Source organism: Paraburkholderia sediminicola, from assembly GCF_902859805.1.
Classification (GTDB): Bacteria; Pseudomonadota; Gammaproteobacteria; order Burkholderiales; family Burkholderiaceae; genus Paraburkholderia; species Paraburkholderia sediminicola.
On sequence record NZ_CADIKC010000001.1, the window covers coordinates 806,485 to 828,009 of the forward strand.

General features: G+C 60.7%; 16 protein-coding genes and 1 pseudogene. 7 read left to right on the plus strand and 10 right to left on the minus strand.

The genetic code is table 11. The features are described from left to right. Positions 1-21: 21 nt before the first annotated feature. The 9 genes from R8871_RS03555 to R8871_RS03595 form a co-directional block, all read right to left on the minus strand. The gene (locus tag R8871_RS03555; RefSeq protein ID WP_175049069.1) at positions 22-1,380 is read right to left on the minus strand and encodes a sigma-54 interaction domain-containing protein; all 1,359 of its coding nucleotides are present in this window, start codon (positions 1,378-1,380) and stop codon (positions 22-24) included. Continuing rightward, positions 1,377-4,433 carry a peptidase domain-containing ABC transporter gene (locus tag R8871_RS03560; protein ID WP_175049070.1) on the minus strand — a complete coding sequence of 1,019 codons (3,057 nt, stop codon included), beginning with the start codon at positions 4,431-4,433 and terminating at the stop codon, positions 1,377-1,379. The genes R8871_RS03555 and R8871_RS03560 overlap by 4 nt, the downstream gene beginning before the upstream one ends. Before the next feature lie 22 nt (positions 4,434-4,455). Next, positions 4,456-5,208, minus strand: a complete 753-nt coding sequence (locus R8871_RS03565; protein WP_175049071.1) for a peptidylprolyl isomerase — start codon at positions 5,206-5,208, stop codon at positions 4,456-4,458. 37 nt (positions 5,209-5,245) lie between these two features. Next, entirely contained in the window at positions 5,246-6,619 is a 1,374-nt protein-coding gene (locus R8871_RS03570; RefSeq protein ID WP_175049072.1) for an HlyD family efflux transporter periplasmic adaptor subunit, read from the minus strand. Beyond that, positions 6,597-9,215, minus strand: coding sequence for an FHA domain-containing protein (locus R8871_RS03575; RefSeq protein WP_175049073.1), 2,619 nt, complete (start codon positions 9,213-9,215; stop codon positions 6,597-6,599). The genes R8871_RS03570 and R8871_RS03575 overlap by 23 nt, the downstream gene beginning before the upstream one ends. 211 nt (positions 9,216-9,426) lie before the next feature. Further along, positions 9,427-10,839, minus strand: coding sequence for an efflux transporter outer membrane subunit (locus R8871_RS03580; protein ID WP_175049074.1), 1,413 nt, complete (start codon positions 10,837-10,839; stop codon positions 9,427-9,429). A 329-nt stretch (positions 10,840-11,168) separates the two neighbouring features. Beyond that, on the minus strand, positions 11,169-11,453 hold the full coding sequence (locus R8871_RS03585; protein WP_175049075.1) for a hypothetical protein: 285 nt from the start codon (positions 11,451-11,453) through the stop codon (positions 11,169-11,171). A 268-nt stretch (positions 11,454-11,721) separates the two neighbouring features. After that, complete coding sequence (locus R8871_RS03590; RefSeq protein ID WP_175049076.1) at positions 11,722-12,165, minus strand: DUF4399 domain-containing protein; 444 nt, start codon at positions 12,163-12,165, stop codon at positions 11,722-11,724. Positions 12,166-12,212: 47 nt separating this feature from the next. Continuing rightward, positions 12,213-12,716: a DUF4399 domain-containing protein gene (locus tag R8871_RS03595; protein ID WP_175049077.1), complete on the minus strand. Its 504-nt coding sequence runs from the start codon at positions 12,714-12,716 to the stop codon at positions 12,213-12,215. Positions 12,717-13,232: 516 nt separating this feature from the next. Between R8871_RS03595 and R8871_RS38840 the strand changes: the two are divergent. Next, positions 13,233-13,880: pseudogene (locus R8871_RS38840) on the plus strand (caspase family protein); the annotation flags it as partial. Next, positions 13,860-15,104: a formylglycine-generating enzyme family protein gene (locus tag R8871_RS38845; RefSeq protein WP_407673118.1), complete on the plus strand. Its 1,245-nt coding sequence runs from the start codon at positions 13,860-13,862 to the stop codon at positions 15,102-15,104. The pseudogene R8871_RS38840 and the gene R8871_RS38845, both read left to right, overlap by 21 nt. Positions 15,105-15,208: 104 nt before the next feature. On the opposite strand, the gene R8871_RS03605 is transcribed toward R8871_RS38845, so the two are convergent. Further along, positions 15,209-17,413: a serine/threonine protein kinase gene (locus R8871_RS03605; protein WP_175049079.1), complete on the minus strand. Its 2,205-nt coding sequence runs from the start codon at positions 17,411-17,413 to the stop codon at positions 15,209-15,211. 415 nt (positions 17,414-17,828) lie between these two features. Here R8871_RS03605 and R8871_RS03610 point away from each other — a divergent pair, with 415 nt between their 5' ends. The 5 genes from R8871_RS03610 (at position 17,829) to R8871_RS03630 (ending at position 21,329) form a co-directional block, all read left to right on the plus strand. Then, complete coding sequence (locus tag R8871_RS03610) at positions 17,829-18,116, plus strand: hypothetical protein (protein ID WP_175049080.1); 288 nt, start codon at positions 17,829-17,831, stop codon at positions 18,114-18,116. 88 nt (positions 18,117-18,204) lie between these two features. Beyond that, complete coding sequence (locus tag R8871_RS03615) at positions 18,205-18,489, plus strand: hypothetical protein (protein WP_175049081.1); 285 nt, start codon at positions 18,205-18,207, stop codon at positions 18,487-18,489. A 183-nt stretch (positions 18,490-18,672) separates the two neighbouring features. Next, on the plus strand, positions 18,673-18,900 hold the full coding sequence (locus R8871_RS03620; RefSeq protein WP_175049082.1) for a hypothetical protein: 228 nt from the start codon (positions 18,673-18,675) through the stop codon (positions 18,898-18,900). A 487-nt stretch (positions 18,901-19,387) separates the two neighbouring features. Then, positions 19,388-19,672, plus strand: a complete 285-nt coding sequence (locus tag R8871_RS03625) for a DUF3303 domain-containing protein (protein WP_175049083.1) — start codon at positions 19,388-19,390, stop codon at positions 19,670-19,672. A gap of 19 nt (positions 19,673-19,691) precedes the next feature. Next, the gene (locus R8871_RS03630) at positions 19,692-21,329 is read left to right on the plus strand and encodes an MFS transporter (RefSeq protein ID WP_175049084.1); all 1,638 of its coding nucleotides are present in this window, start codon (positions 19,692-19,694) and stop codon (positions 21,327-21,329) included. The last annotated feature ends 196 nt before the right edge of the window (positions 21,330-21,525 follow it).

Genomic DNA, 21,525 nt, shown 5'->3' on the forward strand with positions numbered 1-21,525 from the left:
CAATACGAACTGCGCCCAGCCTCAACTATCGCTGTCTTCTTCGTCGTGCTCGTCGGCGCCGTTTCTGCCCGCCGACGGCACATTGCGATTGCGAAAATCCTTCGAATGCAGGCCGTGCTTCTTGAGCAGCATTTGCAGATGTGAGCGGTTCATATCGATGCGCCGCGCCAGTTCCGCAACGGTGCCGCTCACTTCACGCAGGCCACGTTCGAGGAAGGCCTTTTCTGCATCGTCGCTCGCGGCGCGCTTCGCGTCGCTCAGCGACATCAGATTCGCCACGCTGATGGGCTCCTGTCCCGTCGCAGTGGTCACATTAGACGAAGCCGCGGCTGATCCGGGCGCGGCAGGCCGCATATCCACCGGCAGATGATCGACATCCGCCATGTCGCCTGCGAGGCAAGACACGCGATACATCACGTTGCGCAGTTCACGAATATTGCCCGGGTATGCATAGTTCAGCAGAAAGTCTCGCAGACGCGGCGTCAATCTGACAGGCCTGCGCTTTAGCGTCCCGGCGGCTTCATCGCCGAACCACGCAATCAGCAGCGGTATCTCATCGCGCCTCTCGCGCAGCGGCGGCAACGTCACATGAATTACGCTGAGACGGTAGAACAGGTCCTCGCGGAACTTGCCCTCTTCGCTGAGCTGCCGCAGATTGCGATTGGTCGCCGCGACAATGCGCGTATCGACAGCAATCGTTTCATCCGAGCCCACGCGCTGGATCTCGTGCGCTTCCAGCACGCGCAGCAGCTTCACCTGACCGGCCAGCGGCAACTCGCCGATTTCGTCGAGAAAGATCGTGCCGGTATGCGCGCTTTCGAATTTGCCCTTGCGGTCATTCGAAGCGCCCGTGAACGCGCCTTTGCGATGACCGAACAATTCCGACTCCAGCAGATTGTCCGGAATCGCGCCGCAATTCACGGAGATAAACGGTTTGTCCGAGCGCGAACCGTTCGCGTGAATCACCTTTGCCATCAGTTCCTTGCCGGTACCGCTTTCACCGTCGATCAACACCGGCAAATCGGTGGGCGCCGCCTTCTCGGCGATTTCGAGCGATTCGAGCAAACGCGGATTGTCGCCGAACGTCCCTTCGAAAATGAAACTGCGCTCGATCAACGCCTTTCTGCGCGCGCCGCGCGATTGATCGGCAGAAGCAGCAGGCTCAGCAGCCGTTGCGGCCTGCACGAAGCGCTCCTTGTGCGAGAGCTGCATGACCTCGTCGCGCAACGAGGTGGCCTGCCGGAGCAGCTTGTCGATATCGGCGCGCTCGAGCCGGGACGACCAACGCAGCGTCGAGCGCAATATCTCGATGCGTTCGATCAAGCCCGCGTATGAAATCGCCGGGCTCAGTTCTTCTACCTGGTCGAGTATCTTCATCACGCACTCAGCTGTTTCTGGACCAGCTGGTAATACATACCGCCGCGCTGGATCAGTTCATCGTGACGGCCCTGTTCGACAATCGCCCCTTCGTACAGCACCAGAATCTTGTCCGCACGCATGATAGTACTGAGCCGATGCGCAATGATCACCGCCGTTCGACCCTTCAGAATATCGTGCATATTGCCAAGGATATTGCTTTCCGACTGCGAGTCCAACGCAGAGGTCGCCTCGTCGAACACCAGCAGACGCGGATCGTGATACAACGCCCGCGCAATGCACAGCCGCTGGATCTGCCCACCAGATAGACCTATGCCACGTTCGCCGACAATCTGTTCATAGCCGAGCGGCATCTTGCTGATAAACGCGTGCGCATCGGCCATTTTCGCGACTTCCTCGATGCGGCGCCGTTCGGGCGCGTCGTCGCCGCTGGCAATGTTTTCGGCAATCGTGCCGGAGAACAGCAGATTGCTCTGCATCACGTAGCCAATCTGCGCACGGTAATAGGCTTTATCGACCACGCCGAGGTCGTAACCGTCGATGGTCATCTTGCCCTCGGTCGGCGCGTAGAAGCCGACCAGCAATTTGGCGAGCGTCGTCTTGCCGGAACCGCTGCGACCCACAATCGCCACCAGTTCGCCGGGCTTGATGTCGAAGCTGATGTTTTCCAGCACATATGCTGAGTCGTCCTCGCCGTAGCGGAAATACACGCCACTAAGACTGATTTCACCTTGCAGCTCCGGCAGCATCACGCGCGAAGGCAAATCCTCTGGCTTCTGTTCCGGCTCGATATCGAGCACGTCGCCGAGGCGCTCCATCGCCACGCCCGCATCGTTCAACATGCTCCACAAACCGACCAGGCCCATCAGCGGCCCCAGCACGCTGCCCATAAATGCATTGAACGCAATCAGCTGACCGATGGTCATTTCGCGTGCCAGCACCAGATTCGCGCCGACCCAGAGGATGGCGATCGTTGTCGCCGCGTTCAGCAACTGGCTGCCTAGCCCAATGAGAATATTGAAGGCGTGCGCCCGGTATTGCACTTCGAGCGCCTTCGCGTACTTTTTCTCCCAGCGCAACCGCACCGGCCGCTCGATGCCCATACCCTTGATGGTTTCGACACCGGCGAGCGCTTCCATCAGAAATGACTTCGACTCGGTCGAGGCCGTGAACACCTCACGCGCATAGTTCTTGATCTTCGGCGTGGCCAGTGCGGTCAACGCCATGATGGGTATCACGAACGCGATCAGTACCAGCGTCATCTTCACGTTGTAGACAAACATGATCGTGAAGTAGATGAACACCATTAACAGATTCAACGCGGTGGTCACCGTGGATTCGGTGAGGAAGGCGCGAATCGTCTGGTTCTCCTGGAAGCGCGCGAAGATATCGCCGGTCTTCCGCTTCGCAAAAAACGAAAACGGTAGCGACATGGTGTGCCTGAAGAACTGCGACATCATCGCGAAGTCCATGTTGCGCACCATGAAATTCGCCAGATAGGCGCGAATCGACGACATCAATTGCGAAAACACGTTGGCGATAATCAGGCCACCAATCAGCAGATGCAGCAGGCTGACGTTCTGATGCACGATCACGCCGTCGAGAATGTTCTGGATGATCAGCGGCGGAATCACGCCGAGTACCTGAATCACGAACGTGGCAAGAAACAGGTGGCCGAGAATCTTCTTGTACGGCCGGAGGTAGCCAACGAAACGTATCCACGGCGAGCGCGCGGCCGACATCTGCAGGAGATTCGGGCCACCGGTAAAGAGCAGACACGTGCCACTCCAGCCGCGCTCGAAATCTTCAACCGTCATTTTCCGGAAACCGAGTGCCGGGTCGGCGACCCACACGTAGTCCTTCGAGAGTCCGTACACCACCACATAGTGGTAGCCCTCCCAATGCACAATGAAGGGCAGATCGAAACCGCGCAACGAATCAAATGTGCATTGCACGCCGCGCGCGGTGAAGCCGAGCGATTCACCGGCGCGCGCGAGACTGTCGAGCGTGGCACCTTGTGTCGTGACGTTGGCGAGTTCGCGCAGTTTGCCAAGCGTCATCGGGATGCTGTAGTGGCGGCAGACCATGGCGAGACACGCGGCGCCGCAGTCCATCTCCTCAGCCTGTTCGACTAGCGCAAAACGCTTGATGACCTTTTCGCCGAACTCGGGTTTGGTCTGTAAGTCGAGCATCAAAGGCAATTTGCGTCGCTGCTCGAGACGCTTTTGCCGTTGCAATTCGCGGTCGCCGTAACGAATCCGCTCATCCAGGACTTCGCGCAGCTTCGGATTGCGCTCCAGAATGAAGTGGACGGTTCGCTCCGGAATCACCAGCAGCCGCGTATCGGTCGTCGCCACCACCGACGCCATTTGCTCCTGCCGCATCAAACACGCTTTTTCGCCGAAGATTTCGCCTTCGCCCAGGGTTGCAAGCGTGTAGTCGTGGCCTTCCTCGTGACGGACGATGCGCACGGCACCTTGCCGCACCACATAGAGCCGCCGATCGTCGCGCCCATCCTGCTTGAGAATTTCCTTGCCCTCGGCCACCCGCTTCACGCCGACGCTGCGCACATATTCTTCGAGTTCCGCCTTATTGAGCTTGCCGCGCAGATCGAACAGCTGCGCGACGAAACCGCCGGCCGAGTTGATCGCTACATAGCTCGCGACGAATGCCAACGCGGCCTGATTGGCGGCTATAACCGGCTCGATCGCAGCACGAGGAATGAACAGCAGCTCGGTCTTCGCCGACGCCCGTACCGACGCCTCATGCACATACGCGCGCAACATCGCAATGTCGGCGAAAATCTCGCCGCTTTTGCGCACGCCCATGCTGGTTTCCTTGCCATGCTCCTCGATGAAGATACGTACCGAACCCGAGCGAACCACGTAAAGACCGTCAGCCGTCTCGCCCGCCGAACACACCGTTTCGCCGAACGAATAGAAGCGTGCCTGCGCATATTCGGCGAGACGCTCGATCTCGTCGCGCGAAAACGGCGAGAGGATTTCCACCGAGGTGAGAAACTCGGCAGCGGAGGGCGCGGTCTGGGGTGCATCCATGGGCGTGCGGATCTCGGTTCGGCTAGCGTGCTTCGATCACATGTTCCTGCGAGCGGGCAATCAGCCAGCTCTCACGGAGCAGGCGTCTCACCTCAGAGGCGACATCCGCATCGAGCGTCGCCGGATATTTCGCCGTTACGGCGAAAATCTCGAAGCAGGAGCGATCCGCCGACGGAAACGGCCCAAGCAGGTCGCCCACTGCTGCGTTGAAAATCTTCGCCTCGATGTCCGGCTTCAGCGAACCCCGCAGCACTTTGCCGATCACGCCGCCGCCTTCGCGCGTATCCGCGATCGAATGCTCGCGGGCCATGTCGGCGAAACTGTCGGGATCGTCGTGCAGGTACGAGATCATTTCCTTTGCCTTGCCTTCGCTGTCGAGCACGATATGGCTCACCTCGATCGCGTCGAACTTCGGCGAATTCAGCGCGAAATAATCCTTGATCGCCGCCTCGTTGCCGACCACGTCGAGCATCTTCTCCTGATACAAACCGTCGGTAATGAAGGCCTCGAACTCGTCGAGACTCACGCCGAGCGCATCGAGGTACTGATTCATATCCGTCGCGCGATGCAAGCCGCGCACGCGGCGGAACTGATCGGCGCGTTGCTGGATTTCGTCGGCGGTAACGGCAATGCCCTGCTTCCTGGCGGCGTGCACCGTGAGCTTGTCGCGCACGATCTGCTCGATCAGGCTATCGAACTGGCCGGTCAGTTTCAGAAGACGAATGAACTCGGAAACGTCCACGACTTCGTCATCGATTCGCACTATCGCGGTCATGTCATCCGCTCCTTTAATTGACGTGTGATCGGCGCGCTCATCCCGCCACCTGTCTGAATGGATCGAGCCCCAGATCGATCAGGCGCCGTTCGCGCACCACGATCTCCGCGCTCGCCGTCATGCCGTAGCGCAGCGGATAGCGGGTGTCGGCGATCTGGTAGTAGTTCTTGTCGAGCGTGACGCGGCCTTCGTACACCGGCTGCTTGTCCTGCAAGGACGGTTTGGTGGCCGGCGAAATATAGGCGAGCGTGCCGTTGATCAGCCCGTAGCGCTGATATGGGAACGCGTTGAATTTCAGCTTCACGGGCTGGCCCTCGTGCAGAAAAGCACGATCGTGTTCGGCGATTTCGATCTTCAGCACGGGCTTCGCATCTTTAGGCGCGATGCCGCCGAGCGGCGCGTTCGCCTGGATCTTGTCGCCCCGCTGCGTGGAGGTCACGTCGGTGATGACGCCGGAGACCGGTGCGAGGATCAGCAGGAAGTTGTCTTTGTCGATGTTCTCGAAGCGGATGCGCGCAGCGGCCTCGGACACGAGGCGCGCGGTCTGAAGTTGCAGGCGCAGTTTGTCTTCAGCGTCTGTGATGTCGCGGATTGCCGAGTCGTACTGGAGTTGCAGGTCGGTGGTCTGCTGTCCGCTGGTTTCGAGTTGCGCATTGGCCTGCGCGTATTCGTGGCTCAGGCGGAAATCCAGTTCCGCGAGTTTCGATTGTGCGACGCGGTAGGCGTTATCCGCTTCCATTGCGGCGGTTCGCTTCTGCTCCACCTGCAATTCGGCGATGCCGCCGCCACCCGGTTGTGCGAAGAGCCGCGAGTAACGATCCAGTTCCTGACGCGCCGCTTCACGCGTGCGGCGCGCGTTGTCGAGCACGCTGCGCGCTTCGTCGAGTTCGGCCTTCTGACCCTCGGCGAGCTTGGTCGTGCCTTCGGAGATGCGGTTTTCGTGCTGATGGGCTTCCACTTCCATCTGCGCCTTCAGCGCGGCCGCCTTGCGCTCCATCAGCGCCTTCTTCTCCGGAAACTGCTTCCAGTCGCGCTCGGCGTCTTCGAGTTTGAGCTGCGCCTGCAGCGCGTTACTCGCTGCCTCGATCGCGCCACGTGCATTCAGCCGCGCCAGCACGTCGCCTTTCGATACCGGCTGCCCCTCGGCGATGTACAGATCGGCGAGCTCGCCGTCGATCGGGGCATAGATGCGGCGCACCTCGGATTCCGGCGAGAGCGTGCCTTGCGCGCTGACGATCACATCCGCGCGCCCCACGAACGACCACAGCAAGCCGGCCACCACCAGCGCGACCATCGCCCAGATCAGCGCGCGAGCAATCCGCACCGGCTCGGCGGTCAGAATCGCGATGCCTTCGACGCTGTGATCCTCCAGCGCTTCCGACAACGGTCTAGGGTGATTGTCGCGCTTCACTCTGCTCGCCTCCGATCAACGCCAGCTTCGCCTTCAATAGCCCCGGGTCCAGCACCATGCGCAACTCGGTCAGCGAGCGGCGCTGCAAATCCGCCTCGGCCTGGATATCCGTGAGCAGGCGATCGAAGTCGGCGGGATGATCCGCCTTCAATTGCGTGTAGATGCGCATGCCTTGTTGCGCGGCGGACTGTGCATCGGAGAGCAGACGCGCCTCACTGCGAAAGCCGGGCGAAATTCCCGCTTCCAGCCGCTGCGTGCCGCCGATGGGGCCGCTCGCCCGATATTGTTTCCACAGGCTTTGCGCACGCAGCATCAAGTCCTGGGCGCGCGCCAGCGCTTTGTCGTGCAACGCGGCGACGTCTTTCTGGATCGATTGCGCGAACCACACATCCGCCACCGGATCGAGACTGGCGTAGAACGACAACAGGCGCTCGTCATAATCCTTGCCGCCGCGCGTTTTCTGCAAGTCGGCGAACTGGTCCAGCTGCGCTTTCTTGTGCGCCAGCTCCGAGGCGATCACTTCGGACCACGGCCCCGCCGGCATGGCCTGCAAATCCGCCAGCGCCTGCTGGGTATCGCCGCGCTGCCAGGCAGCGCTCGCCGCGTCGTGACGCTGGATTACGTCCGCGGACGGTAGACGGCTCGCGGACAGTTGCTGAAACTGCGCCTGAAACGGCGGGGTGCTGAAACGCACCGTCTTCAGCAACGCTAGCAATGGCGTCAGTTGCCGGCTGAGCGCCGCGTTCAGCACATCGGTGTAGTGGCGCAAATCCTCCCGCACGCGATCGAGGCCGGCGAGGCGCGGATAGCGCTGCGCGTAATCATCGAGGACGGCGGGCAGCGCGTCGGGTTTGTCGCGCGCCAGTTCGGTGCGAATGGTGCCGTTCAGGCGATCGATGGCGGCGAGATAGACCGAGTCGTCGCTTTCCAGCTTGCGCAGATGGCTCAGCGCCTGCGCGTACGGCTCCGCAAAAATGGGCACGTATGAGGCGATGCGGTCGAGTGCGCGCTGATGGCTCCTGGCGTCGTCGTCCCAACGTTGCAGCAGGCCGCTGATGGTCGCCTCGTCGGCGTACATGCGGATGGGCGCGTCCACCCCACCGCGTCCGGCCACGAAGCGTTCCAGGTCGCCCACCCATTGCAATTCGCCGACCAGAGAGCTGGCGTCCGCATTGTTCGCGCTCAACGCTCTCATCTCCTTGAGCAGTGTGTCGGCCTGGTCGAACTGCGCTTTTTGCAGCGTATTCAGCCAGTCCGGGAGTTTTGCCTTCAGTAGCGCCTCGCTCGCCAACGCACTCACTTTCGTGTCGGCGGGGTGCTTCTCCAGATAGCCGTTTGCCGCCGACACCGCGCTCGTGTAGTCGCCGCTCGCCAGCAGATTTTTCAACTCGCGCTCCGACGAGCCGCGCAAGTAGAGCGTCAGCGCAATCGCCACCAGCATGGCGAAGGCCGCGCCACTCCACCACACGGCGCGGCGCGACATGGCGTGATCGCCACCTGCAAAGGCCTTGCTGAGCTCTCCCGCGAGCAGACGCCAACGCCGCCCCTTTGCTGCGTTCGTGCCATGGGCGCCGTTTGCGCCTTGCTTGTCATGCGTGCCGTTTGCTCTGCTTTTGCCGTTCGTGCTGCTCGTGCCGTTCGCGCCAGTCGTACCGCTTGCGCTGCCTGTCACCGTGTCGCGCTTCGCGTGCGCAGATGCGGCCTGCGCTGCTTCGTTGACTTCGTCTTCGCGTTGTAGCCCCGGGTCCACGCAAAAGATATCGAGGAACGAATGCGCGGCGCCAACGAACGTGGTCTTGTCGGTATCGGCAGCCTCGTCGCTAGCGGGATTGAGGAATAGCTGGGTCACGGTCGGCTCGACTTCAGGGGGTTTCTGCAGCGTCACCCTGTAGACGAAGTGGTCGCCGCCAAATGCAAGGAGGTCCCCCTCCACAAGCGGCACCGCGGTTTCATCAAGCCGCTTTCCGCCGACAAATGTGCCGTTGGTGCTGCCCAGATCTTCGAGGTAGAGCTCACCGCCCTTCAGAAAGATGTGGGCATGACGCCGCGAGATGTAGTTGACCTGATGCGGATAGCGATCCTTGTAGCGCGAGAAAACCTCGTCCGCCTTGCTGATGAGAAAGGGGAACGCCTGCACGTCGATCGGTTGAAGTTCGAGGTCGTCGCGCTGCGGCACCAGCAGCAGGCCGGGCGTGGGCGTCGCACGCGCGACGACGATCCGCGCGCGCGGCTCGATACTCACGCGATAGCAGAGCTCGCCGCCGAAGCACAATTCGTCGCCGGCACGCAGCCGTGCGGGGGCTTGACGCACCGCATTGCCGTTAAGCGTCGTGCCGTTCTTGCTGCCAAGGTCGGCGACATAGACCGCGCCGTGCTCCGTGAAAACCCGCGCATGACGGCGCGACAGGCGGTTAATGCGTTCGGCGGGATAGTCGGAGAATGGCGCTTCGCTCCGGCCGATCGCGAACAGGTTGTCGACGATCCGGATCGCGTCGAGTGCAGGACGCAGCGTGGACGCGACCGGCGACAACACCACGTCGAACGCGGAGTCCTGTGTCGCACGCATCTCAGCAATCGGAGCTTCGCCGGTAGCCATTTTATCTGGATCACTAATCGTTTACCCGCTGCGGCGAGAGCGCAACGGGAACGGAAAGAAGAACTACGGCGAATTTCGAATGTTCTGGTGAGCCGGGGAAAACCGGGCTCCTTACAAATTTTAAGTCACGCATCGCAAGTGTCAATTTTCTGATCGTCGGTTGAAAAGGCCATTCATGCGTCATATGCAGCCGAATCGCACGCGGATTAGCTCAATGTTCCTTTACTTCTGCCTGCACATCCACGCTCGGCCAACCGCCGCCCAGCGCCTTGTAAAGCAACACCGTGTCGGACAGGATCAGCTGATGGTTAGCGAGCAGATCCTGCTGCGCTTCCAGCAGAGTCCGTTCAGTTTCGAAAACTTCCAGTTGCGACACCACGCCGAGGCGCAATTGCGACTGAATCTGATCGGCAACGATCTGCAAACGCGATACCTGCTGCTGCAATTCCACCCGCTGCGCCTTGTGCGAATTCAGATTGACCAGCGCGTTCTCCACTTCCTCGAACGCGCCCATGACGGCTACGCGGTACTGTTGTTCGGCAACCGTCGATTGTGCTTTCGTGACCTTCACGTGAGCCCGCACACTGGGATCAAGCAGCGGGATGTTGATGCTGGGCATGAATCCGTACGTGAATGACTTCAGCAAATCGGTCAACGCGAAACTCGCAGTGCCGCCGTGGCCGGTGAGGTTGATAGTGGGCAATTGCGCGAGCTTGGCCTGGCCGACCAGGTCGTAGGCTTCCAGCACCCTGAACTCGGCGGCCACCACGTCAGGCCGGCGCGCAAGGAGCTGCGCGGGCAAGCCGTCCGGCACCACAGGCAGTTGCACGCGTTGCTGCAAATGCCCTTTGGGCAACTGGAACTCTCCCGCCGGCACGCCGAGCAGCGTGCACAAGGCATTGTTCGCGACATCGCGCGAGCGGCGCAGTTCGAGCAACTGATTGGTTAGACGGTTGATCTCGGCTTGCTGGCGTAACACCTGGGTTTGCGGCACGAGGCCGTTGCGGTGCTGGCCGTCGTAGATGGTGAGAATTTGCCGGTTCGTGACCAGCGTTTGTTGCTGCTGCTCGATCTGATCGTCGAATTGCAGGATCTGGAAGTAAGTGCTCGAAACGTTCGCCACCAGTTCCAGATAACCGGCGCGCCAATCCGCTTCGCTGGCGTGGAACTCGGCCTTTTGCGCCTGCACGCCCTTCTCCACTTTGCCCCAGATATCGATGTCCCAGCTCACCTGCGTCGCGACGTTGTACTGTTTGGCAAACGTCTGGCCGGTGCTCTTTTCGAAATCGGCGCCGCCGCCGAGATCCATCGTCGGTAAAGCGCCTGCTTTGGCTTCGCCGATCTGCGTGCCGGCCACGTCGATACGTGCGGCCAGCACCTTGATATCGAAGTTGTTCGCAATCGCTTTAGCGATCAGCGTGTCCAGATATGGATCGTGGAAGCCCTTCCACCAGTCTGGCTCGATGGTCGCGGCCGCCGATACCGGGGAGCCTTTCTGATCTGACCACGATGCCTTGGCGGGCGTATCCGGCCGCTTGTAGTCCGGCATGCTGACATCGATGCACGCGCTCAGCGACAGTGCGCAGACGGTTGCGGCGCAGATTCCGCGCAGCGCAGCGGTCATGCACCTCGCACTTGCCACCCGGCGGTCAGGACAGCACCGCACAGTGGCATTGAAAAAGCGCTGACGAAGCATTGAATCAAGCAACGCTGACACGATTGTCTCCGATGACACCCGCTACGTTGCACGAGGAGAACGCGCTATTTAAGTAAAGCATGTCCTGCCCGGCTTCACCATCGAAGCGGTGCAGGAAGATCGGCGCGGGGATCGAGCGGTGACGCTGGGGTCGTGTGGAAAGAACGATTGGATGCGAATTCTTTTTGACGCGCCGGGGTTACCCGAGCTTGCGCGTCCCGCGGAGGCTTGAGAGCCTCCGCGGCGGCCTGCGCCGTTCAATACACGTTGATGTTGTTGCTCGAGCTCACATGCGGGTCGATCGTGGTGGTGACACCGGCGACGAACGCTGCGTTGTTGCCGTTGGCGTTCTGGATGTTCATTTCGTTGCTGATCAACTGCGTGGCGCTGACGCTCTTGCTGTTGTTCGGGGCATACACGGGCGAGTAGTTGAAGAACGACGACGACGGATAGCCGTAGCTGAAGCCGCCACGCACGGCGCTCATGGCCTTGCTGTCGAGTTGAGCGGTGATGGACAGGTCTTTGATCATCAGCGTGTTCATGGTAAATCTCCTGGAAGGGTAACAGCACAGTCTTGCGGTTGGGTTCGAGCATCTTGTCTGCTCGAGTGTCACTAATGCATGGGCTGTGCCAGTTTTGCTTTCCGATCCTAAGAAATCTTGAGAACGGCTGTAGATAAAGGGTTTGGGGATGGTATGCCGCTAGTGGCAGCACGACCGCGACGATGCGGCCAGTTGGTGCTGGTGGATCACAACCAACAACGCCCGCAACTGTGTTGGCTGTGACGTGACACTGAAGTAAAGCGACGTCTCAACGCGCAATCACGGTGATCTTCTTCGAGTACACCGGTGGGTTGTGCGGTATGTGCATGTCGTCGCCCATCAGCAGTTGCAACGTGTGCTTGCCGGGCGGCAGTTGAATCATCGTTTCCGTCTCACCCGCGCCGAAATGCAGATGGTTGCGATCCGATGGAATTTCCTGATCCATCGGCGGCAGGTCGGTGTCGATCAAAAGATGGTGATGTCCGGTGTTCGGATACTTGACGCCTTTCGGCGCCACGCCCATATAGCGCAGGCCGAACCACACGCGAAACGGTTTGTTGGCCTGTACCACCTGGCCATCGTTCGGATAGCCGATATAGGCATGCGCGCCGGCCGGCGACGGCGTCGTGCCGGCCGTGGCGAGATTCGGCGAGGCCAGTGACGCCAATGTCGCAAGTGCCACGAACGCCGCGATCGCGATGATCTTGTACATGTTGGTCTCTCCGTCCTGACGGACCCGCTTTTAATGAACGGGACGCGCTAGTCTTTTAGCACGGTTATGGTGATCTTCTTCGAATACACGGGCGGCACATGCGGCACGTGGTTCTGGTCGCCAAGGATGAGCTGCAAGGTGTGCTTTCCCGGGGGCAACTCAATGCGCGCGTCGGTCTCACCCGCACCAAAATGCAGGTGATTGCGGTCTGATGGAATTTCCTGGTCGAGCGCCGGCAGATCCGTATCGATCAGCAGATGGTGATGGCCGGTGTTCGGAACCGCCACACCCTTCGGGCACACGCCCATGTTGCGCAGCCCCATGCGCACCCACAACTTGCCGCCGTGAATCACGGTGCCGTCCGATGGCCAGATGATGTATTCCTCAGCGCCCGGTGGCGAAGGTGTTTGTTCAGCACGCGCGGACCCGGACGTGAGCGCGATACCGAGCAGGAGTGACAAGGCGGCGCACGAAGCCGTGCAGAGCGCTACAAGGCTCGCCTTCGTTCCACGACATTTGTCGAGCACGCCAGGTGTGAGGGTTCTTCGCATTGCGCACTCTCCGGAAGAATAGTCGTCTCCGCCCCGGCTGCGCTAAGCACAGACCGGAGGCTCCGACTGGATGTCGCGGGCGCTCGCGTAGTTGCACGTGGGTTCACGTGACGGGTCGATGTCGACGTCGATGAGCAGCCGCTCTATTAAAACGGCCGTACAGCGCTACTTTGTGAATTAGCTTAGGACGTAACTTGCCAAAAAGATACGCCACACTCGTTAACCGTATAACGCATTAACGATGCGCGGACCATTGTCACGCGCAAACCGCGTGCTATCGTTGTTCATAGGTTGTCGATGGAGAGTCGATCGCGGCATTGGTGCTGCGATCGACTCACGCCAAGGCCTGGTGCGGGCATCGCGGTCGTCGGAACTCTATGTTCTGTCCGGAACAAACAGGATACGAATATGTGGCGAACATTCCTGCTGGTGTGCATGGTCGGGGCGATTCAGGCGTACGGGGGCAGTGTTTATGCCGCAACGCAGCGTGACGGCGCAGAGTACAGCTCTGCCGCTATGCGTACGACGGCCACATCCAGCGCGCCGCTCACACTGCAGCAAAACAATCCGCAACCGGTGCGTATCGCGCTGGTGATCGGCAACGGCGCGTACGGCGATCATGCCGACCCGCTTCGTGGCAATGCACCGCGCGACGCTGAAGCCATGCGCGACGCACTGCATGCGCACGGCTTCGACGTGATCATGCGCACCGATGCGACGCCGCAGCAAATGCAGCAAGCCATAGGCGAATTCCGCCAACGTCTGCAGGAAGGCGGCATTGGACTGTTCTATTTCGCGGGACACGGCATGCAAATCGGACGGCAGACGCTGCTCGTGCCCGCCGGTCTCGACGCATCCGCACCGGCTCGGCTGATCAGCGAAGGCGTCGATTTGAATACCGTATTGCAGGCGATGCGCGCACCGCGTGCCGACGCGATCAATCTCGTGATTCTCGATGCTTGCCTGAACAACCCATTCTCCGCTGACGTATCAGTCGATACGGGCACGTTGCCCGCCGATACTCTCGTCGCCTACGCAACAGCACGGGGTGGCTTCGCAGCGGACGGCATGCGGCACGGCGTCTACACGGGCGCATTGCTGCGTGCATTCAACGAGGCTTCTTCATCACAGGGACTTGAGGGCTTGTTTCAACGTGTCGCGGCGAGAGTTAGCGCGATTACTGGCGGCGAGCAAACGCCTTGGATTGCCTCTTCGCTTGCCAACGATGCGAGTCTGAGTGCGCCGGTATCTCACGGCGCTAGTTCAACGCGCCTCTCTGCTATCGCCGACGACGCAATTGTCGCGCTGCACAGCAGAGGTATTCTGCCGAAGGACAGCAGCGAGCAATACGAGATCACCTTCTGGGACTCCATCAAGGACAGTAACTACCCGAGCGATTACGAGGCCTATTTGAAGGCCTATCCGAACGGCCGCTTCGCCGCGCTCGCCCATGCGCGCATCGACCGGTTGCGCGCTGCAGCAGCGGCGAGTGCGCCATCTGCCGCGCCGTCAGTTGCACCGTCGCCACAAGCCGCGCGGCCGGCCGCACCGGCCAGCGTCACCCCGCGCGCTGCCACGCCGACGCCACCCAGCGCACCTGCAACGGTCACCCCACCTGCAGCACCTGCCGCGCAAGCAGCCACACAAAAGCCCGCAACACATCCGCCAAGCGCCGGCGAAAGCCGCGACTGCGCCACCTGCCCGATCGTGATCGCCTTGCCTGCAGGCTCGTTTTCGATGGGCAGCAGCACTGACGATCCGTCCGAAAAACCCGTCCATCACGTGACCATCGGCGCACCGTTCGCGATCGGCAAGTACGAAGTGACCGTCGAGCAATGGAATGTGTGCGCCGCAGCGAACGCCTGTCAAAAGCTGACGCCCGAAAGCAATACGAACAAAGCTGCGCCGGCACGCGATCTCAGTTGGGACGACGCACAACAGTATGTGAAGTGGTTGAGCAAAACGACCGGCAAACCGTACCGTTTACCCACCGAAGCCGAATGGGAATACGCGGACCGTGGGGGCACCTCGACGGCGTACTGGTGGGGCGATCAGATGCGCAAAGGCAACGCCAATTGCAAGGACTGCGGCGATCCGTGGCACAAGGAAGGGCCGGAAACCGTTGGCTCATTCGCCCCAAACCCGGTGGGCCTGTATGACATGAACGGCAGCGTTTGGGAGTGGGTCGCCGATTGCTGGCACAACTCCTACCAGGGCGCACCCGCCGATGGCCATGCCTGGGAAAGTCCTAGCTGCGACATGCGGGTGATTCGCGGCGGCTCGTGGCGCGAAGGCGGCGGTTACATGCTGAGCGCGACACGCTTCAAGTACAGCGCGAGCGTGCGCCAGTCGCAGGATGGTTTCAGGGTGGCTAAGGATCTTAAGTAAAGCGGCGGCTGTGGGAGCTGCTGTCGAACAGCCGGCGCGGCTGGAGCTGCGTGTGATTCCATGCCACGCGTGCTTCCCGGACTGCGAGCACTTCCGGTGTGCCCTTAGGGCGTGCGCGGCTTCGTCGTAATTGGCGCGAAGTCCGCGACGATATGATCCTGACCGTATTTGCCGGCGATCTGCGCGAGTCGCGTCTGCAGTGCGCGCAAATAGTCCGCACGTGATTCGCTTTCGGGCCGCGGCTTGTCGAATAGCTGCGCCGGCGTAATCAGCAGCACCACCATCTCCGATCCAAACGGCTTCGAAATGATCCAGTCGCCCGCGCTGCCGATAGTGGCTGCATAGTGCGGGGGTGCCTGATTGTCCTTCGCACGCGGACTCGGCACCATGTGCACGACGCTGCCGTCGAGCTGGTAGTAATCGAGGTTCACGTACGAGTCGTAAGCGGGCGTGGTGACGTCGACAATCAGTGGATCACCTTCGCTCAACAGGCCGCCGGGTGGCCGCACATGCAGCGATGCAACGTGGCCCGCTTGCCAGTTGCGCGTCCAATAGGATGCGAGCGCTTTGACCGTGTCGCATTTGTCGTCGGCAATTGGCTCGACCTGGAGCGCGAGCGTATCGACGCCCGGCAATGCTGTCAGCGTGTCCTTCAGATGCGCTGCGCCGTAGTGCTGCGAGACGTAGCCGCGCACCGTCAACGAATGGTCTTGTGCCGAAGCGGAGAGCGCCGAACACGGCACTTGCGCTAGCACCGGCGCAACGGCGGCTAAGGTCAACGCGGGTTTGGGCGCGGGCGGTGCGGGTGGCGCTGGCGGTGGTGCCACGGACGCCGCAGCAGCCGGCGCAGCGGTCAGTGCTGTGGTTGCCCCGCCAGTTGGACCTGAGGCCGACTTTGCGGCGCTTCCGGCGACTGGTCCCGCAGTTGCGGATGACTCAGCCGTATTCGCCGTCGCCGAAGCCGCTTGATCCGATGACGCCTCAGAGGCGGCCGCAGCCGACTGCTGTCCATCGTGACGATTCGGAGCCGACCGGAAAGCAAACACGCCGACTACCGCGGCACACACCACCGCAAACCCCGCGAATCCCGCCTTGACCAACGTCCCCGACTTCTCCGCGCGCGCTTCGTTATCGAACTCCGCAATGAAGCGCACGACACTCGGCATGCGTGTGTTGCGATCGAATGAAAGCGCGGCTCGCAACGCGCGCCACTGCTTCGCATCGAGATTGGGCGGACGCTGCGGCTTGAAATCCGAATTGCGAGCCTGCGTCGCCGATAACCGGTCGAACGGATGGTGGCCCGTCAACAATTCGTAGGTGATGCAGCCGAGTGCGTAGATGTCGTCGCGCGGGTCAGGCTCGCGATGCTCGATCATTTCCGGACTCGCATACGCGGGCGTCAACGCGCCGAGACTGCCGGGATCGAAGACGGTTGCGTCGCTCTCCTCCTCCGGCCGCTGAAACACGCGGGCAATGCCGAAGTCGATTACTTTCACTTCGGCATTCGTCGTGAGAAAGACGTTGGCGGGTTTGAAATCGCAATGCACGAAGCCGTGCTCGTGCGCATAGGCGAGTGCATTGCACATGCCGCGCACAATCGGCAGTGCGGCGCGAACCGGCATGCCCTTATAGCCCGGTGTGCGTAATAGCTGGCTGAGCGGTTTGCCGGTCAGGTACTCCATCGTCAGGTAGACGATCGGTCCGTCCCTGTCGAAGTCGTACACCGTGATGATGTTGCGGTGCGCGAGCACTTGCGCCTTGCGTGCCTCGCGTTGAAGTGCGACGAGCGAATTCGGATTGCCGCGGAACTGCACGTTGAGCACCTTGATCGCGAGATACGGTTTGCGATCCGACGCCTCGAGCTTGCGCAAATCGAGCGCCTTGTACACCGTGCCCATCCCGCCGACACCCAGACACTCCTCGAGAACGAAGCGGTTATTCAGCGTGTCGCCGGTGCCTTTGATCTGATCATGTCCCGGCGAATCGGACGCGCTCGCGGCGCCCGTCGAGCGTGAGGAGCTGGGCCCACTGGCAGAGCGTACCGACGGTATCTCGACCGTAGTTCGCATGCCGGTTTCCTCACCGCCTGCCGCCACGTTCGAGACCCGTAACTGTTCGATGCGCCGCCGCACTTCGGCGTAGAGATCGTCGGGGAGAGCGGCTTTGCGATGCGCTGCGCCGAGCATTTCCAGCAGCTGCGTGCGATCGAGTCCATCGGTCGTCAACGTGCTGTCGAGCTGAGCCACGAACTCGTCGCGTGACAGCTCGCCGCTCTGATAGTCGCGAATCACATGCGCAAGGCTAGCCATTTTTGCGAAGCGCCCCCGCTGCCGTTGGGCCGGATCGCATGCGACCGGAGCCTTTCAGGCTGATAGAAAACCTGTCGTAATCAGTTACATGCGCCGCTTCGATACTAGCTCCCGACCCGGTCTTTCGCAAACCAGGATTGCCCCGCTGCTTGCGCGGCCGGCGAGTGTCTTGCGACATCCAACAGAATCCTTCGCGTTGTTGGGTACGCGCCATCAGCCGCGAGTCGCCCTCTCGTGACTCTGTTGCCGCTGCAATGCGGCGACATGGCGTGAAAGCCTTGTGCATCAAGCGTTCGTCTACTTTCTTAGGAGACGCGAGTAAAACTGGCACAGCGCATGCGTTAGTGACACTCGAGCAGACAAGATGCTCGAACCCAACCGCAACACTGTGATGTTCCCTTCCAGGAGATTTACCATGAACACGCTGATGATCAAAGACCTGTCCATCACCGAACAACTCGACAGCAAGGCCATGCGCGCCGTGCGTGGCGGCCTCGGCTTCGGCTTTTGCTACCCCAGCACGTCGTACACCAACATCAGCCCGGTGTACGCGCCGAACAACAGCAAGCAGGTTAGCGCCACGCAGTTGATCAGCAACGAAATGAACATCCAGAACGCTAACGGCAACAACGTTGCGTTCGCTGCCGGCCTCACTTCGTCGATCAACCCCTGCGTCACGTCGAGCAACAACATCAACGTTTGATGCCTGGTTCGGCGAAGCGGAGAGGCCCTCGGCAATTTCCGCTTCGCTCCGATCACGCCCGTCTTCCGCGCACCTTTGGAGAATCACCATGTCATCCCTCATGATTCGCGATCTATCCCGCACCCGCGAGCTCGACCGCCGCGCAATGTCGGCGGTGGCCGGCGGCACCGGCAGCAGCGTGCCCGGCCTGCCCTCGGTGGCCGGCCTTGGCGGCATCGCCAATGTCAACGTCTCGGTGAACCAGAATCTCAGCCAGATTCAAAACGTCAATGTTGCCGCTCTCAACAACATCGGCGTGATCGGCGCCGGCTTCGTGCCGTTGAATCTGAATGTCAGCCCGTCGTTGTGGGCTGCCAATTACGCCAACGTTTAACGGCCTGCAGTAGCGAAGGATCGGGGGCTTCCCTACTGCTGCCTGCTCATATCCGGCAGGCGAGCTGCAAGCAGATTTCCTATACTGATAGTGCGACGAGACCTCAGCACACTTAAAAACACTCCCGAGCGACGGCCGGCCAATCGCACCAGCCGCCCGCTCGATCGCTTCCCTGGAGTCACCATGGCAAAGCTCGCTATCAAAGACCTCACCGACAGCGTCGAACTCGACCGCGAGGCGATGGCCGCCATTGTTGGCGGCGCACGCATCGGTGCACGCGCGAGTCTCGCCGTGCAGGTGGTGCCGAGATCCACACGCGTCGTCGACTATCCGCCGGGTTTTCCCGCGGCGCATCAGGCCATTGTCGATGTGCCCGCTGGTGCGAGACCGCGCAATTTGTCGCGTAGCTAGACCTCCGATCAGACATTCGCAGCAACGGCACGCGCCTAACGCGCGTGCCGTTTGCGTTTGGTACATCTGTGTTTTTTCGGCGCGCGCTTCGCATGCGTGCCGGTGGTGCCGGAACACTGTATGGCGCGCTTCGAAGCAGATCGATACAGACATTTTCGACAGCCGAATTAAAAGGTCCTTCTTATAGGACGCACGAGAGGTCCGCAATTGGAAACGAGCGCGACCGCCAGGCTATTCCTGAGACGGATAAATTTGTTCGATTAACCTGGTGAATGTCCGCACGCGGCGAGATTGGCGATCGAGCACTCACCTATGATGCTTAGGACGCCACGTGGTTTTATGCCGCTCCGGTAGAAACTGCTATCCGGACAGCATCCTGGCGCAGAAGCGTTTGTGGGGCGCGAGGCATGCAAAAGCGTCGCACAGCGCGAACGGCGATCACGACCTGCCACGAGCCGGCATCGCCAGATCATATTGGAGACGCGCAATGAAATTCATCGTGCAATGGAATGGCCTGCCGACCGCGGAAAACTCCGTCATCGAGCGCTTCATGAAAACCGGCGGCCAGGCGCCTGAAGGTGTCAAATTGCTGGGACGCTGGCATGCGATCGGCGGATTGCATGGTTTTGCAGTCGTCGAGGCGGACGATTCGCGCGGGCTGTCCGCGCTAGCGCTCGAATGGGGTGATTTGCTGACCATGAGCGTCTTCCCTGCAATGACGGACGAAGACCTCGGCGCGGCATTGGGCGCGCATCAAGCCAAACGAAAATAAGTGCGCGAGTAAGACCGTCATGACGCCCCACCTTGACACGCCCCTACCCACCGGACAACTGCTGCCGTTTCGCGAGTCGCTGCTGGCGATGCTTGGCGTTGCATTCGTCTCGATGCTCGTGGCGCTCGATCAAACCATTGTCGGCACCGCACTGCCGCGCATCGTCGCCGATCTGAAGGGCTTCGATCTGTACGCATGGGTCGCCACTGCTTACATGCTGGCTTCGGTGATTACCATTCCGATCTTTGGTCGACTGGGTGATCTGTTCGGCCGCAAACCGTTTCTGATCGCCGCGATTCTGTTGTTCACAAGCGCGTCGGTATTGTGCGGGTTCGCTACCAGCATGCTGTTGCTGGTGATTTCGCGCGGTCTGCAGGGGATAGGCGGCGGCATTCTGATCGGCACGGTGTTCGCTACCGTTGCCGATCTGTTCCCCAATCCGAAGCTGCGGTTGCGCTGGCTCGTGTTCGTCACGTCCGCGTTCGGAGTCGCGAATATGGTCGGGCCGACGCTTGGGGGCATGCTCACACAATACGGCGGCTGGCGGCTGGTGTTTTTCGTCAACGTACCGGTTGGCCTCGTGTCGCTGCTGTTCGTGCTGCGGTTTTTACCACCCCTACGTCATCTGCGACACAAAGGCCCCGTGCGACTCGACTGGCTCGGCGCGTTCGTGGTTGCAGTCACGTTCGGTTCGTTGCAATTGCTGATCGAATTGTTTCCGAGGTACGGCGTGGACACTATAACGATCGTGCTGGCCGTCGTTGCGGTGAGTTTTGCAATGACGCTGTGGCTATGGGAGCGGAGGATGAAGTATCCGATCATTCCCGTGGATATGCTGATGGACCGTAAGCTGTCCGCGCTCTTCGCGATGTCGGTGCTTGGCGGTTTCGCGTTGTTTTCGCTGGTGTTTTATGTGCCGTTGCTGTTTCAGGGTGGCTATGCGATGTCCGCACACGACTCGGGCATGCTGATCACGCCGCTGCTGCTCGGCACGACGATCGGCAGCGTGGTGAACAATCGTATTGTCACGCGGGTCCGTCGCGCGAACGGCATCATGTATGTCGGTTTCGCGCTGTCCGCGTTGGCGTGTCTCGGCGTGATCGTACTCAGAGGTACCGAGCCGCACCTGGTGTGGATGTCGTGCATGGGCATCAGCGGTCTCGGGCTCGGTCTGGTGGCGACCAGTCTGACGGTCTGTTCGCAGCAGATCGTCGCGCGTGACCAACTCGGCGCGGCAACGGCGTTGCTGCAATCGTTGCGTACTTTTGGTGGGATGCTGGGCACGGTGATGACCGGTGCGCTGCTCGGGCATCTCTATACGCAGGGGGTGCATCGCTCGCTTGCCTCGTATCAGGCGACGCAATGGTTCAAATCGTTTGCGAGTCCCGAACTGCTGGTGGATCGTGCGGAGCAGGCGGCGTTGATCAATCGTCTGGTGAGCGCCGGGCACGCGGGCGATGCCATGATGAATTCTGCGCGAGATGCGCTCGTGCAGTCGATTCATATCGGCATTCTGGTAGCGGGGGCCGCAGCGCTGATTGGGTTGTGTCTTGCGTGGTTCGTGCCGCCGGTGAGGATCAGTTATTCAGAGGCGGAGTTGGTGGCGGGTGGATCGGCGCAAGAGGATACTATTCCGCCGCGGGGGAATGCGCTTTAAATGCTGTTGCGATTGGGCTCGTGGTCTGATTTCATCTGTATTAGCCTGCATTCTCTCTTCACTTTAATAGCGGTGCGCGCAACAAAAGGCCTACCGCTACCAAGCTAGCCTCCTTCCAACAGGATAGCTCTCTGTTCTCTGCCTGCTTCTTAAGGTTTGGAGGCACTAACTTGTGCCGTTTGACATGTGTCACGTC

Excerpts from the sequence above, each read along its gene's own strand:
- R8871_RS03560 (WP_175049070.1), bottom strand. The coding sequence starts at position 4,433 with ATGGATGCACCCCAGACCGCGCCCTCCGCTGCCGAGTTTCTCACCTCG.
- R8871_RS03565 (WP_175049071.1), bottom strand. The coding sequence starts at position 5,208 with ATGACCGCGATAGTGCGAATCGATGACGAAGTCGTGGACGTTTCCGAG.
- R8871_RS03575 (WP_175049073.1), bottom strand. The coding sequence starts at position 9,215 with ATGGCTACCGGCGAAGCTCCGATTGCTGAGATGCGTGCGACACAGGAC.
- R8871_RS03580 (WP_175049074.1), bottom strand. The coding sequence starts at position 10,839 with ATGACCGCTGCGCTGCGCGGAATCTGCGCCGCAACCGTCTGCGCACTG.
- R8871_RS03585 (WP_175049075.1), bottom strand. The coding sequence starts at position 11,453 with ATGAACACGCTGATGATCAAAGACCTGTCCATCACCGCTCAACTCGAC.
- R8871_RS03590 (WP_175049076.1), bottom strand. The coding sequence starts at position 12,165 with ATGTACAAGATCATCGCGATCGCGGCGTTCGTGGCACTTGCGACATTG.
- R8871_RS03595 (WP_175049077.1), bottom strand. The coding sequence starts at position 12,716 with ATGCGAAGAACCCTCACACCTGGCGTGCTCGACAAATGTCGTGGAACG.
- R8871_RS03605 (WP_175049079.1), bottom strand. The coding sequence starts at position 17,413 with ATGGCTAGCCTTGCGCATGTGATTCGCGACTATCAGAGCGGCGAGCTG.
- R8871_RS03610 (WP_175049080.1), top strand. The coding sequence starts at position 17,829 with ATGAACACGCTGATGATCAAAGACCTGTCCATCACCGAACAACTCGAC.
- R8871_RS03615 (WP_175049081.1), top strand. The coding sequence starts at position 18,205 with ATGTCATCCCTCATGATTCGCGATCTATCCCGCACCCGCGAGCTCGAC.
- R8871_RS03620 (WP_175049082.1), top strand. The coding sequence starts at position 18,673 with ATGGCAAAGCTCGCTATCAAAGACCTCACCGACAGCGTCGAACTCGAC.
- R8871_RS03625 (WP_175049083.1), top strand. The coding sequence starts at position 19,388 with ATGAAATTCATCGTGCAATGGAATGGCCTGCCGACCGCGGAAAACTCC.
- R8871_RS03630 (WP_175049084.1), top strand. The coding sequence starts at position 19,692 with ATGACGCCCCACCTTGACACGCCCCTACCCACCGGACAACTGCTGCCG.